This window comes from Streptomyces sp. TLI_185, from assembly GCF_003814765.1.
GTDB lineage: Bacteria > Actinomycetota > Actinomycetes > Streptomycetales > Streptomycetaceae > Streptomyces.
The window spans coordinates 7,853,237-7,866,671 of record NZ_RKRB01000001.1; the positions used below are offsets into that span (position 1 = coordinate 7,853,237).

Consider the following 13,435-nt stretch of genomic DNA (forward strand, 5'->3'; position numbering starts at 1 on the left):
TGCACGGGTTCCTTTCAGTGGTGCCGGCTCCGTGTAGGTCGGGCGAGGTCGGGGATGGTTCGGTGGCGCCCTGAAGGGGCGCGGGGCTGTATCGGTCTGCGGCTCCGCCGCGCGGGCGCGACCCGCCACGACGCGTCCGCAGATACTCACCGGCCCGCGGCGGAGCCGTAATCGGGTACAGCCCGCGGAGCGCCCAGCAGCCCCGCCAGGTCGGCAAGGACCGGATTGTGGTTGACGTCCTTGAGGGTGATCGCCCGGTCAAGGGCGATAGCGAGCCTCACGGCGGACAGCGAGGTGCCGCCGCGGTCGAAGAAGTGGTCCAGACGGCCGATCCGCTCGGCGGGAATGCCGAGCACCTCGGCCCACGCCGCGGCCAGCCGCCGTTCAGCGGCCGTCCCCGGCGCACCGGAGTCGCCCGCGTCGAGCTCCTCGGCGAGCGCGGTCAGCGTCTTGCGGTCGGTCTTGCCGTTGGCGGTCAGCGGCAGCCGCTCCCGCCAGTGCACGACCGCCGGGACCATGTACGGCGGCAGCGAGGCGGCCAGCCTGCCCTGCACCTCGTCGGCGCCCACCGGCTGCGAACCGGTGCAGAACGCCACCAGCTGCGTACCCCTGACGACGACCACGGCGCCGTCCCGCACGCCGGGCACCCGCAGCAGGGCGTTCTCGATCTCGCCGATCTCCACGCGGAACCCGCGGAGCTTGACCTGGCTGTCCCGGCGGCCGAGGAACTCCAGTTTCCCGTCGGGCAGCCAGCGCCCGTGGTCGCCGCTGCGGTACAGCCGCTCGCCGGGCCGGTACGGGTCGTCCGTGAAGGCCGCCTTCGTGCGCTCAGGGTCGTTGACGTACCCCCGCCCCACGCACACCCCGGAGAAGACGATCTCGCCGGGCGCGCCCAGCGGTACGGGTACCAGGTCCTCGTCGACGACGTACACCCGTACGTTCGCGATCGGCCGCCCGAGCGGCACCCGCTCCTGGTCCGGCGCCCGGTCCATGACCTCGTGGTTGGTGTCGTCCGAAGTCTCCGTCAGGCCATAGGCGTTGACGAGCCGGATCCCGGGCACGGCGTCGAACCAGCGCTGCACCAGCTCCTTCCTGACCGCCTCCCCGGTGACCGACACGCAGCGCAGGTCGGGCAGTTCGCGCGGCCGCTGCTCCAGCTCGGCGAGCACGGCCTCCAGATACGACGGCACGATCTGCAGCACGTTCACCCGGCCCCGTACGACCGTGTCCACGAACCGTGGCACGTCCAGGATCGTCTCCTGCCCGACCAACAGCGTCCGCCCTCCGACGAGCAGGGCGGAGACCAGCTGCCACAGGGAGATGTCGAAGCACTGCGGCGCGGTCTGCGCGACCGTCCGCCCGGCGCCGATCCCCAGGTCGTCGATCTTGGCGAGGACGTGGTTGACGAAGCCGGCGTGCTCGCACATGGCGCCCTTGGGCTCGCCGGTGGAGCCGGACGTGAAGTAGATGTACGCGAGCTGGTCGGCAGCGACGGCGATGCCCAGGTCGTCGTCGGCGTGGCCCTCGGCGTACGCGGTGTCGGCGAACAGCTTCCGGGCCGCCCGGTCGACGTTGCCGTCGCTGCCGCGTTCGGTGAGGACCAGCTCGCAGTCGGCCCGGGCGAGGGTCCGCGCGATGCGGTCGGCCGGGAAGTGCGGCTCGACCGGCAGATACACGCCGCCCGCCTTCAACACGCCGAGCACGGCGGCCGCCCAGTCCAGGTTCCGCTCCATCACCACCGCGACCACGCCCTCACGCCGCAGGCCGCGTTCCAGCAGCGCCCGGGCGACGCGGTTCGCGCGGGAGCCGAGCTCCCGGTAGGTCCACTGCCGTCCGCCCTGCACGACGGCCACCGCGTCCGGGTGCAGGGCGACCCGCTGCTCGAACAGCTCGTGCACCCGCCACTCCGGTAGCTCCCTCGCCGGGCCCGCCAACTCGTCCAGCTGGAAGCGGAGTTCGTCCTCGGAGAGCAGGGTGGGGCGGTCGGGTTCGGTGAGCGCGGTGAGGTGGTAGCCGGTGATGCGGGCGGCGGCCTCGGCGTCGAGGACGTCGGTGCGGTAGCGCAGGCGCAGGATGCCGTCCGTGACGGTCACCTGCAGCGCGGGGTCGTAGTCGGTCTGTTCGCCGGTCAGTGCGGCCAGCACCCTGGCGTGCGCGGCCGCCAGGTCGGGCGGCTGCACCGATGTGCCTTGTGGCAGCGGGACTTGGTGTTCCGCGAGGCCAGGGACCGGGTCGAGCGTCCATCGCGGGATCGTTTCCATGAGTTCGGTTCCCCCTGTTGTCATGCGTGCCGCGGCGCGACCGCCGGGTTCCCGCCCCAGCGCGCCCCGGGCGGCATCTCCTCGCCCTTCATCAGGAAGGAGTCGGGCGCGAGGACGGCGCCGTCGCCCATCGAGACGCCGTAGTGCACGAGTGCTCCGGTGCCGAGCGTGCAGCCGGCGCCGATGCTGATGTGGTCGGACTTGAAGGTGCCGTCCTCCTGCGAGTGGGCCTGCACCTTGGTGTGTGCGGCGAGCGTGCAGTCGTCGCCGATCGCCGTGAGTGTGCGGTCGGTGAGGTAGCAGCCGTCGTCGAAGACCCGGCGCCCGATGCGGACGCCCAGCAGCCGCCAGACGAAGCTCTTGAACGGTGTCCCGTTGAACACCACGAGGTGGTTGTCGGGCACCTTCCACAGACGCTCCACCCACCAGAAGTGCGGGTCGTAGATCGACACCAGCCGCGGCTTGAGCGGCCGGAAGCGGGTGATCAGCCGCTCCACCAGCACGTAGTAGCCGGTGCTGAACGCCAGGCCCACGATCAGGGACGCGCCGATCAGCAGACCGCCGACGGTGCCGCCACCGCCGTACAGGTCGAAGGCGGCGAAGCCGATCACACTGAGGGCGAACCAGTGCAGCCAGCGCACGAACAGGAACAGGCCCATCGAGCGCAGGTTGTAGCGGTTCTTCGCGGCCAGCCGGCGGTGCAGTTCCGCGCCCTCGCGCAGATGGTCGAAGCGGCTGTCGCGCTCCACCGAGCGCGGGATCTCGAAGGCGGGCGAGCCCAGCAGACCCACGCCCTCGCGGAGGTGGCCGTCCAGCGGGACCATCACCTTCGTCGCCAGCAGGACGTTCTCGCCGGTGCGGCCGCCGCTGGGGTAGGCGATGTTGTTCCCGAGGAAGTTGTGCGGTCCGATCGTCGCGCGCGAGACGCGGAAGGACGTACCGGAGAAGTCGGCGTTCACGATCGACAGGCCGTCGGCGACCATCGTGCCGCTGCCCACGGTCACCAGGTGCGGTGTCTCGTGCTGGACCTCCGTGCCGAAGTTCGAGCCGGTCTGCTCGACGTACGAGAGGTCGTAGCCGATGGACCTGAGGTAGTGGACGATGTAGGAGCTGTCGCCGCACAGCCACTTGAAGAACTTGACGTTGCTGATGCGGGCGATCGCGCGCTGCACCGAGTAGTGGAAGCCGTAGAGCGGGTAGACCCGGTCGGGGCGCAGTAGTGTGCCCAGCAGGCGCGGCAGCAGGGACACGGCGGCGAGGCCGAGGACCAGGAAGCCCGCGTAGACGGCCAGCGAGAAGCCCAGCGCCTCGCCGTAGAACGCGGCCGAGCCCAGGTCCCCGGTGGCCGGGTCGAGCAGCGTGTGGAGGGCGGGCACCACCGTCAGCAGCAGATAGGTGCCGCCGACCGCGACGGGGACGTAGACGACCAGCATCTGCAGCAGCCCGCCGAGGCCGTACACCGTCCTGCGCAGGGTGGAGACACGGGACGGGGGCACGCGGACGTAGTCGAGGTCCGTGGGCTGGGCGGGGGAGCCGTGCCGGCGCTCGCCCGCCGGGACCGAGGCGCCGCCGTACAGGGCGGAGGAGTGGCCGAGCTGGGCGCCGTCACCCATCGTCGTACCGATGTCGAGGACGGACTTCTCACCGATGTACACGTCCCGGCCGAGGGTCACCCGGCCGGTGCGGATACGGCCCGCGTGCGCCTGGTAGCACAGGACGAAGGAGTCCTTGCGGATCACCGAACCGGCGCCGACCGTCAGCAGGTCGGTGCAGACCGGCACGGTGTGGGTCAGGATCGTGACGCCCTTGCCGATCCTCGCGCCCAGCGCCCGCAGATACAGCACGTACAGCGGGCTGCCGGTGAACAGGATCAGCGGGTTGGCGTGCAGCAGCGCCTTGACGGTCCAGAAGCGGACGTAGGCGAGGCTCCACACCGGGAAGTCGGTCTCCTTCCAGCGGCCGACCAGCAGCCACTTGGCGGCGATCGGGACGAGACAGGCGCCGACGAAGACCGCGGCCCCGAAGACCAGCGACCGCAGATAGATGTCGGCGACCCCGTCCACGGCCGAGATCCACTCGTAGCCCCGGTCCATGACGATTCCGGCGAGCGCGCAGTAGGCGGCGAAGACCAGAAACTGCAGCGCGCCGCACAGGAAATAGCGCGGGGTGCTGCCGGGCACGGGCGCGGGCGCCTCGATCTCCGCCGACGCAGGGGCGGGAGCCGGTGCGGTGTCGAGGGCCGCCGCCAGCCTGCGGATCGTCGGATGGCCGTACACGTCCTTCATCGACACCGACGGAAGATCCGGGTGCTTTCTGACACGGGCGCAGAAGTGGGCCATGGTCAGCGAATTGGCGCCGAGATCGTCGAAGAAGTGGCTGTCGACCGGTATGTGTTCCTTGCTGACGACACCCGACAGAACCTCGGCCAGGACATTTTCGGTGCCGGTGTCGATTTTTCCCACCACGGGCGCTCCTTACAGGTTTTACAGGCTTTACGACTTTTGCCGCCCGCCCGGTTCCGGCGCCGACCGGGCTGTTGCCGGGAGCGGACATTCCGCTGCCCGGCGCGCACGCAGCGAGTCGCACGCATGTACGGGGAACATCCCGATCAGGGCCGACCCGCGCCGCCTCGGTGGCTTTTCGGTGGTGTACGCGTCAACGAATGTGGAGCCGGCATGAAAATTCCCCCGAGACCAATACGGCGGAACTCCGCCCGCTGTTCACGGCGGGGCGGAATTCAATAACAGTGGGAAGCGATGGGATTCGAGTTCGGAATGTTGCGGAAGGGTGTGAAGTGGCCGCGTGAAAATGACGCAGGGCAGCACGGCGTGATCCGCATGGATCCCATGCGGATCACGGGTAACGCGGCTGGATGGGATGCCTGGTCCCAGGCCCTTGAAGTCCCCCGTGCCGTGTGCGCCCGAGTCGTCCTCAGCGTGCACGACGAATGCAACGCGAATTATTTCGGAAACTCCATGAACGGTTCAAGGAAATTTCGGTCGATGGCGATTTCGCAACCCCATGGATTTTCCGATCAGGCTGACGGCGTGGGCCGTTTACACGGGCGGCCGGATGGAAACCGGATCAATCAGGCCAACGCGGACATGACAGAAAAATCGTCCGATTGCTCCGGCGGCCGCAGGGGACGGGGATGAGTGCAGTCGGCCTCGGCGGATACCGTTAGGTCGTGCAGTCAGCAAGTGAATCGCCGCAGAGCCCTTCCGGGCGTCTCCACCGGGCGCGTGCCCTCTATCGGAACGTCTCGAAGCGCAGGACTGCCTGGCTGCTGCTCAAGGACACCGTCAACTCGTGCATGGAGTACCGCATCCTGGGCCTCGCGGCCGAGGCCGCGTTCTTCACGCTGCTGTCCGTGCCACCGCTGCTGCTGAGCCTGATCGGTCTGCTCGGCTACGTCGACGACTGGACCGGCGCCGACTCCATCGCCAGCCTGGAGAACAACCTTCTGGAGGCGTCCCGCACCGTCCTGTCCGACAAGGGCGTGTCGGAGATCGCCCAGCCGATCCTGCACGACGTCATGAAGGGCGGCCGGCCCGACGTCATCTCCATCGGCTTCCTGTTCGCCCTGTGGTCGGGCTCCCGCGCCGTGAACGTCTTCATCGACACCATCACCGTGATGTACGGCCTCGACGGCGTCCGGGGCATCGTCAAGACCCGCCTGGTGTCCTTCGTGCTGTTCATCGTGGCGCTGCTGATCGGCTCGATCGCGCTGCCCCTGATGGTGGCCGGGCCGGACGCGGTGGTGAACGTCGTGCCGTGGTCGACGACCGTCGTACAGGTCCTGTACTGGCCCGTCGTCATCGTCCTGTCCATCGCCTTCCTGACCACGCTGTACCACGTGTCCGTGCCCGTCCGCTCCCCGTGGATCGAGGACGTGCCCGGCGCCCTGGTCGCCCTCGCGATGTGGGTCCTCGGCAGCTTCCTGCTGCGCATCTACCTGACCAGCACGGTCGAGGGCCCCACCATCTACGGCTCGCTCGCCGCGCCCGTCGCCGTGCTGCTGTGGATCGGTGTGTCCGCGTTCGCCGTCCTCGTCGGGGCCGCGGTCAACGCCGCGATCGACCGGGTCTGGCCGGCCGCCGCGACCGCCGCGGCCCGCGCCGCGAACGAGCGGCTGCGCGAGGTGCAGCTGGCCGAGCACGTGGCCCGCGCCGCCGCCGGCCACGAGACCGACCCGGGCGACCCGGACATGCCCTCCGAGTTCCCGGAACGCTGGTCCCGCTTCCTGCCGCCGGAGGACGTGACATCGCGCTTGCGCACGCATGTGAAGAGCACCCATCCGCACCACAAACAGGACGGTTCGGAGGCGCCCTGAAGGAGCGCGGGGCTGTATCGATATGCGGCTCCGCCGCGTGGGCGCGGTCAACCACATACAAGCGGCACTCCACAGACGTCCGCACCTCGATGGCGCGACCCTCTACACCTTCCACACCCCCGCTGCCGCAGCTTCCCTCACGAACTCCCCGAAATCACGCGGCGCACGGCCAAGAACCTGATGCACACCATCCGTGAGGTGCGCATTCCGCCCGTCGAGCAGCCCCTCGAATATCTCCACCAGGAACTCCGCCTCCTCGGGCGGAACCCCGAAACCGGTCAGCGCTTCTCCATAGACGCGCGCCGGAACCGGCGTGTACTTGAGCTCCCTGCCGGTCGCCTCGGAGATCTCCGCAACCGCCTCGCGGAAAGACAGCAGCCGCGACCCCGTCACCTCCACCGTCCGCCCGGCATACCGCTCCCCGGACATCAGCACGGCCACCACCACGTCCGCGATGTCCCGCACATCGACGAACGGCTCCCGCACCTCGCCTGCCGGAAACACCAGCTCCCCCCTGCGCAACTCCTCCACCAGCGGCCCCTCACTGAAGTTCTGCGCGAACCACGCGGCCCGTACCACCGTCCAGTCCGCACCCGACGCCTTCAGCGCCTCCTCGGTCACCAGCGCCTGTTCCTCGCCGCGCGCCGACAGCAGCACCAGCCGCCGCACCCCGAGCCCGACCGCCTCCCGGGCGAGCGCCGCGACGCCCGCCGTCGCCGCGGGGGCGCCGACGTCGGACGGGTACATGAGGTACGCCGCGTCGGCGCCCCGCAGGGCCCCGGCCCAGGTCGTCGGGTCCTCCCAGTCGAAACCGTGGGCGCGGGAGGCGGCCCGCACCGCGAGCCCCGCCGCCCGTGCCGCCTGCGCCACGCGGCTCCCGGTGCGCCCCGAGGCACCGGTCACCACAACCGTCATGTCCTGTGTGTTCGCTGCGTTGTCCGCCATGCCTCCAGTCAAGGGCCGCACGCCCCAGGACCCCATCGCTGAACGGCTCATTCCCATGCGCGGGCGTCTACGCTCACCGCATGGACCCCCTTGCAGGTCTCCTCGACGGACCCCGTGCGCGGGGCGCGTTCATGATCCGGGCGTGTTTCGAACCGCCCTGGTGCGTGCGCATCGAGGACCGCGCCCCGCTCACCGTCATGCTGATGGCCCGCGGCGAGGCGTGGATCATGCCGGACGCGGGGGAGCGGGTGCTGCTGCGGCCCGGCGACCTCGCCATCGCCCGCGGCCCGGACCCGTACACCTGCGCCGACGCCCCCGAGACGGAACCGCAGGCGCTGATCCTGCCGGGTGCCGAGTGCCGCTACCCCGACGGGCGTTCCCTCAACGGCGTGATGGACCTCGGCGTGCGCACCTGGGGCGACCGGCTCGACGGCTCGGCCGTCATGCTGATCGGCACCTATCTGTGGCAGGCCGAGGTCAGCGGGCGGCTGCTGGACGCCCTGCCGCCGCTGCTGTCCCTCACCCCCGAGGTGTGGGACTGCCCGCTCACGCCGCTCCTCATGGAGGAGATCGTGCGGGACGAGCCGGGCCAGGAGGTCGTCCTGGACCGCCTCCTCGACCTGCTGGTGATCGCCGCGCTCAGGGCCTGGTTCGCCCGCCCGGAGGCGGCTGCACCGGCCTGGTACCAGGCGCTGGCGGACCCTGTGGTGGGCCGGGTCGTCCGGTTGCTCCACGACGACCCCGCCCACCCCTGGACGGTCGCCTCGCTCGCGGCCAAGGCGGGAGTCTCCCGGGCGGCCCTCGCCCGCCGCTTCACCGGCCTCGTGGGCGAGCCCCCGATGACATACCTGACCGGCCGGCGCCTCGCCCTGGCCGCCGACCGGCTGCGCGACACCGACGACACCCTGGAGGCGATCGCCCGCCAGGTCGGCTACGGCAGCGCGTTCGCACTGTCCAGCGCCTTCAAGCGGGTGTACGGCGTGAGCCCGCAGGAGCACCGGACGCGGACGGCGTAGCCTTCCGTACGTGTACACGGAGAGGGCGTCCCGGCTGACCGGGGCCGTCGTGTGGACGAACACCCCGTCCGAGGCCGGAGTCGGACGTGTGCTGCCCGACGGCTGCATGGACCTGCTGTGGCACCAGGGCCGGCTGCTGGTGGCGGGGCCCGACACGCACGCGTACGTCACCGCGGGCGAGCCCGGAGTGTGGGTGGGCGTCCGCTTCTACCCCGGCACCGCGCCCGCCTTCCTGGGCGTGCCCGCGCACGAGCTGCGCGACCGGCGTGTTGCGCTCACCGACCTGCGGCCGGCCGCGGAGGTCCGCCGTCTCACCGCGCGCGTGAACGCCGCCGCCGAACCGGCAGGCGGGCTGGAGGAGTTGGCGCTGCGGCTGGCCGCCGACACCGAACCCCCCGACCCGCTGCTACGGCACCTGGTGACCGCCCTCGGCGAGGGCCGCCCGGTCGCGGCCACCGCCGACGAACTCGGCCTCGGTGCCCGCCAGTTGCACCGCCGCTCCCTGGCCGCCTTCGGCTACGGTCCCAAGATGCTGGCCCGCGTGCTGCGGCTGCAGCGGGCGCTGGGGCTGGCCCGGGAAGGGCTGCCGTTCGCGGAGACCGCGGCCCGGGCCGGGTTCGCCGACCAGGCCCATCTGGCCCGGGACGTGAAGGAGCTGGCGGGGCTGCGGCTCGGGCAGCTACTCGGCCGTGGGTAGCTGCGCGAACAGGTCGACGCCGTTGCCGTCCGGGTCCTGCACGACGGCGTACCGCATCCCCCAGAAGGCGTCCCACGGCTTCAGCTCGCCGTGGTACCCGGCGCCCACGAGGTCCTCGTAGACGGAGTCGACCTCGGCGGGCGACCCGCACCGGAAGGCGAGCGAGATCCGGCCGCCGGCGGACGGCGGCTGCCACCCGGGGTGGAAGGAACGGACGGTTTCCTCGGGGTCCAGGGCGAGGGTCAGCCCGCCGGGCAGTTCGGCCTCGACGTGCGGCTGGTCCTCGGAGCCCTCGGGGAAGACGAGCCCGAGACGACGGTAGAAGGCGAGCGAGGCGGCCATGTCGGAGACGACCAGGCCGACCACGGCGAATCGTGGAGTCATGCCGTCACCGTAGGCAGCACCCCGGCGGCCGGTCTTGAAGGAATCGGACAGGCTCAGCCGAAGGTCACCGGCCCACGGGGCGTGTCCACCGTGAACGAGAGACCCACCGGCCCCTCGGTCACGACGAGCTCGGCACCGACGGCGGACAGCAGGGGCCGTATCTCGTCGGGGTCCGGGGCGGTGGCCGACAGCCGGAGCAGGGGAGTGACGGGCAGCCCCGTAGCCGTCGGGTGCGCCGAGGACCCCCAGTCGATGAGGAAGGGGACGAGACCGGAAGGGTGCGCGGTGTCGCCGTCGGTCAGGCGCCACTCCAGCAGCGTGCCGTCCGGCCGCCGGCGGCTCATCGGGCGTACCGGCCCGGGGTCGTACCCCCGCGCCCGCGCCGCCACGACCGCCGCGTCCAGGTCCGGCGGACTGATCGCCCAGGTCACCGTACGCGCGGAGACCAACTGGTCGACGTCGAACGGGCGCGGGCCCTGAGGCCCGGCCTGCTCCGGATCAGGGCCGATGATCTCCAGATAGCTGGACCCGCCCAGCGACACCAGGTGGTTGCGGGTGCCGAAGCCGACATGGGCACCGCCGGGCGCGGGCGTCACACCGGTGCGCCGAGCGAACTCGGCGACTGTCGCCGCGAGTTCGGGCGTGGCAAGCACGAGATGGTCCAGGTGCGCGGGAATGGCGTTCATCGAAGCCGAGGCTACGCAGACAGCCTCCACAATGGAACGCCTGTGCGGCGGAACTGATGCAGCCAGGCGGTTCAGCAGCGCCCCTCAAGGGGCGCGGGGCTGTGTCGATATGCGGCTCCGCCGCGTGGGCGCGAGCAACCACGACGCACCCGCAGACAACCAACGACGCAAACCGGCACTACCGCCGGGGGCACCCCGTGCTGGCCCGCTCCACCAGCCGCGTGGACAGCTCCGTACGTGTGCTCTCCGGGCGATCCCCGGCCATCATCCGCACAAGCAAGTGCAACGCCCCCGCCGCCATCTCCGACAGCGGCTGCCGGATCGTGGTCAGAGCGGGAGCGATCCAGCGGGACTCGGGCAGGTCGTCGAAGCCCACCACGCTGATGTCGTCCGGGACCCTCAACCCCCGTACGGCCAGGGCCTTGTACACACCCAGCGCCATGTGGTCGGAGCAGACGAAGACCGCCGTCGGCGGCTCGGGCAGGTCGAGGAGGTCCAGCATGCGGCGGTGCGCGAGGGTCTCGTCGAAGCCGGCGTGCCGGACGTACTCGGGCCGGTGGCGGACGCCCGCCGACGCGAGTGCCGAGCGGTACCCGGCGACCCGGGCGCTGCTGCACATCTTGCGCTGGTGACCGGCGATGACGGCGATGCGTTCGTGGCCGAGGGAGAGCAGGTGCTCGGTCGCGGTGACCCCGCCCTGCCAGTTCGCTGCGCCCACCGACACCACGCCCGGCGGCGGTTCGAGGATCGGGTCGATCAGGACGTACGGGATGCGGTGCGTGTCCAGCCAGGCGTACTGCGACGGCGTCAGCTCGGCCAGGTTGAACAGCACTCCGGACGAACCGCGCGCGATCAGCTTGTCCAGCCAGCCGCGCTCCGGGCGCCCGCCACGCGTGCGGGTGAGTCCCGCCGAGACGACCACCTCGAGACCCACGTCGTGCGCCGCCGCCTCCACGCCGTGCAGCACCGCCCCCGACCAGGAACTCTCCAGCGAGTGCACGACCAGGTCGACCAGCCCCGGCGTCTTCGCCGCGTCGAACCTGGGTCTGCGGACATAGCCGAGCCGGTCCAGTGCCTCGGTGACGCGGCGGCGCGTCTCCGGAGCCACGTCCTCCCGACCGTTGACCACCTTGGAGGCGGTCGGCACGGACACGCCCGCCTCGCGGGCCACGACCGCAAGCGTCGGCCCGGCCGCCACGCTCGCACTCCCCGTGCGGACCATCGGGAACCACCTCTCCGGCCCGCCCGAGGGCCATGAAAAGTTTCGACCAGCGCGGAAACAGTAAGCGCTTCCTACACTAAGTTCACCGGATCACATCGGGAAGAGGCCGGACTTCGCAGGTCTTTGCGGTTCCGAACTTTCGAAACTTCGAACGCGGCGACGGCCGCTGGGAGATGAAGGCCACAGCCGCCCGCAGAGGACTGCGAGGGCTACCGGCAGATCAGCCGAAAGCCGGTGAAGTCGGCCGTGAACGCCGCGTCCACCAGGTCCACGGCATGGATGCCGGCCATCGCCCCGGTGAAACGGAGCTTGGATCCGTGGTCGTCCGAGAGCCTGCCGAAGTCCAACGGCTCCCCGACGGGCACACGCACCCCGCCGCGCACCCACCAGAACCGAGCCTCGGCCCCGTCGGTCGTCACGCCCAGCGTCACCGGAGCATCCGCGTCGACGTCGACCACGGCCACCGTCCGCGTGCTCGCCTCGTCGCGCTCCACGAGCCGCAGGACGGTACGGCCGCCGCCCCGCCACTGCTGCCCGCGCTGCCCTTCACCCTCGGGCTCCGCCCAGGTCAGGTCCAGGCTCAGATACGCCTCCGCGTTGTACCGGAGCACCATCCCGGCGGCCTGAGTGAAGCTGTCCGGCCGCGCCTCTACGGTGACCTCGGCCTCCGCCCGGTGCTCCGTGATCCGCTGGGCCAGCAGACTGTGCGCCCACCGCGACTCGGGCCCGTGCCGGCCGCGCAGCCGGATCCACCCCGGACGGCTCGTGGTGTCCGCCCAGGACGGATCGGGGGCCGCCCGCAGGGTGCTCCACGGCCAGCCCAACGGCTCGTCGGATTCGGTGAGTTGGGTAGGCAGCGGCTCGGGATCGGTGCCCGTGGGTCGAGGCGGCCGCGGCTCGGGATCGGTGCCCGCGCGTCGAGGCGGCAGCGGCTCGGGATGAGGCGGTACGTCGACCTCGACGGCCGGATGCCAACCCCCGTGCGGCATCCTCGGCCAGCCGTCCTCATCCCAAGCCACCGCCTGGACCGCCGTCTCCCGGCCCAGCGTGCAGCGCGGGCCCTCCGGCGTCCGTACCGGGCGGGCCGTCAGGTGGCTGAGCACCCAGTCCCCGCCCGGAGTCTGCACCAGTTCGCCGTGCCCGGCCTTCTGCAACGGCAGCGACGCGTCGTCGCGCGATGTGAGCAGCGGCCGGTCGTCGAGTTCGTACGGGCCTGTGATCGCGCGAGCGCGTGCCACCCGCACCCCGTGCTCGAAGCCCGTGCCGCCCTCCGCCAGGACCAGGTAGAACCAGCCCTCCCGCCGCAGCAGCTTCGGGCCCTCGACGAGCCGTTCGTGCTGCAGCAGCAAGTGGGTGCCACCGACCGGGTTCAGCGTCTCCCGGTCCAGCTCGTTCAGGACGATCCCGGCGAACCGGCGTCCACCCGGTCGGTGGTCGTTCTGCAGGTTGAGCAGCCACAGCCGCCCCTCGTGGTGGAAGAGCGCGGGATCGAAGCCATGGCTCCCGACCCGTTGCGGGGTCGTCCACTTGCCACTCACCTCGGTGGCCGTGCTGACGTACGTGTCGGTGTCGAAGTACGGCGTCCCCACCGACCGGACGACCGAGTACACCACCCAGAACCGCTCACCGTCCCAGCTCAGCGACGGCGCCCAGATGCCGCCCGAGTCCGGCACACCGGCCAGCGAGTCGCCGGGGGCGGCACCGCGCACATGGCCCGCGTACTCCCAGTGGGCCAGGTCCCGCGAACGGTGGATGGGGATGGTCGGGAACCACTCGAAGGAGCTCGTCGCCACGTAGTACCAGTCGCCGGCTCGGACCAGCGAGGGATCCGGAGCGAAGCCGCGGATGACGGGGTTGTGCAGCAGCGTCACGTCAAGGCTCCTGAGGGAAC

Annotated in this window: 11 protein-coding genes; 4 read left to right on the top strand and 7 right to left on the bottom strand. The window is 71.1% G+C overall.

Annotated features, from left to right (window positions below):
- Positions 1-146 precede the first annotated feature (146 nt).
- Together EDD92_RS36185 and EDD92_RS36190 are read right to left on the bottom strand one after the other, a co-directional pair.
- Positions 147-2,261 carry an amino acid adenylation domain-containing protein gene (locus EDD92_RS36185; protein WP_123968196.1) on the bottom strand — a complete coding sequence of 705 codons (2,115 nt, stop codon included), beginning with the start codon at positions 2,259-2,261 and terminating at the stop codon, positions 147-149.
- A 20-nt stretch (positions 2,262-2,281) separates the two neighbouring features.
- Positions 2,282-4,723 (bottom strand): Pls/PosA family non-ribosomal peptide synthetase, encoded by a 2,442-nt coding sequence (locus EDD92_RS36190; RefSeq protein ID WP_123968197.1) that lies wholly within the window; start codon positions 4,721-4,723, stop codon positions 2,282-2,284.
- 294 nt (positions 4,724-5,017) lie between these two features.
- Between EDD92_RS36190 and EDD92_RS36195 the strand changes: the two genes are divergently transcribed.
- Both EDD92_RS36195 and EDD92_RS36200 read left to right on the top strand, forming a co-directional pair.
- The gene (locus EDD92_RS36195) at positions 5,018-5,416 is read left to right on the top strand and encodes a hypothetical protein (RefSeq protein ID WP_123968198.1); all 399 of its coding nucleotides are present in this window, start codon (positions 5,018-5,020) and stop codon (positions 5,414-5,416) included.
- A 32-nt stretch (positions 5,417-5,448) separates the two neighbouring features.
- Entirely contained in the window at positions 5,449-6,594 is a 1,146-nt protein-coding gene (locus tag EDD92_RS36200) for a YihY/virulence factor BrkB family protein (protein WP_123968199.1), read from the top strand.
- Between the two features lie 102 nt (positions 6,595-6,696).
- Here the strand turns inward: EDD92_RS36200 and EDD92_RS36205 are convergent, their stop codons facing one another.
- Positions 6,697-7,539: an NmrA family NAD(P)-binding protein gene (locus EDD92_RS36205; protein WP_123968200.1), complete on the bottom strand. Its 843-nt coding sequence runs from the start codon at positions 7,537-7,539 to the stop codon at positions 6,697-6,699.
- A gap of 80 nt (positions 7,540-7,619) precedes the next feature.
- Here EDD92_RS36205 and EDD92_RS36210 point away from each other — a divergent pair, with 80 nt between their 5' ends.
- On the top strand, positions 7,620-8,555 hold the full coding sequence (locus tag EDD92_RS36210; protein ID WP_123968201.1) for an AraC family transcriptional regulator: 936 nt from the start codon (positions 7,620-7,622) through the stop codon (positions 8,553-8,555).
- 10 nt (positions 8,556-8,565) lie between these two features.
- Positions 8,566-9,252, top strand: coding sequence for a DUF6597 domain-containing transcriptional factor (locus EDD92_RS36215; protein ID WP_123968202.1), 687 nt, complete (start codon positions 8,566-8,568; stop codon positions 9,250-9,252).
- Here EDD92_RS36215 and EDD92_RS36220 read toward each other — a convergent pair.
- From EDD92_RS36220 to EDD92_RS36235, 4 genes are all read right to left on the bottom strand, one after another.
- The gene (locus EDD92_RS36220) at positions 9,235-9,636 is read right to left on the bottom strand and encodes a VOC family protein (protein WP_123968203.1); all 402 of its coding nucleotides are present in this window, start codon (positions 9,634-9,636) and stop codon (positions 9,235-9,237) included. The two genes, EDD92_RS36215 and EDD92_RS36220, sit on opposite strands and share 18 nt — an antisense overlap.
- Positions 9,637-9,689: 53 nt before the next feature.
- Positions 9,690-10,322, bottom strand: coding sequence for a VOC family protein (locus tag EDD92_RS36225; protein WP_123968204.1), 633 nt, complete (start codon positions 10,320-10,322; stop codon positions 9,690-9,692).
- A gap of 178 nt (positions 10,323-10,500) precedes the next feature.
- Complete coding sequence (locus tag EDD92_RS36230; RefSeq protein WP_123968205.1) at positions 10,501-11,544, bottom strand: LacI family DNA-binding transcriptional regulator; 1,044 nt, start codon at positions 11,542-11,544, stop codon at positions 10,501-10,503.
- Positions 11,545-11,753: 209 nt separating this feature from the next.
- Entirely contained in the window at positions 11,754-13,415 is a 1,662-nt protein-coding gene (locus tag EDD92_RS36235; protein ID WP_123968206.1) for a family 43 glycosylhydrolase, read from the bottom strand.
- Between the last annotated feature and the right edge of the window lie 20 nt (positions 13,416-13,435).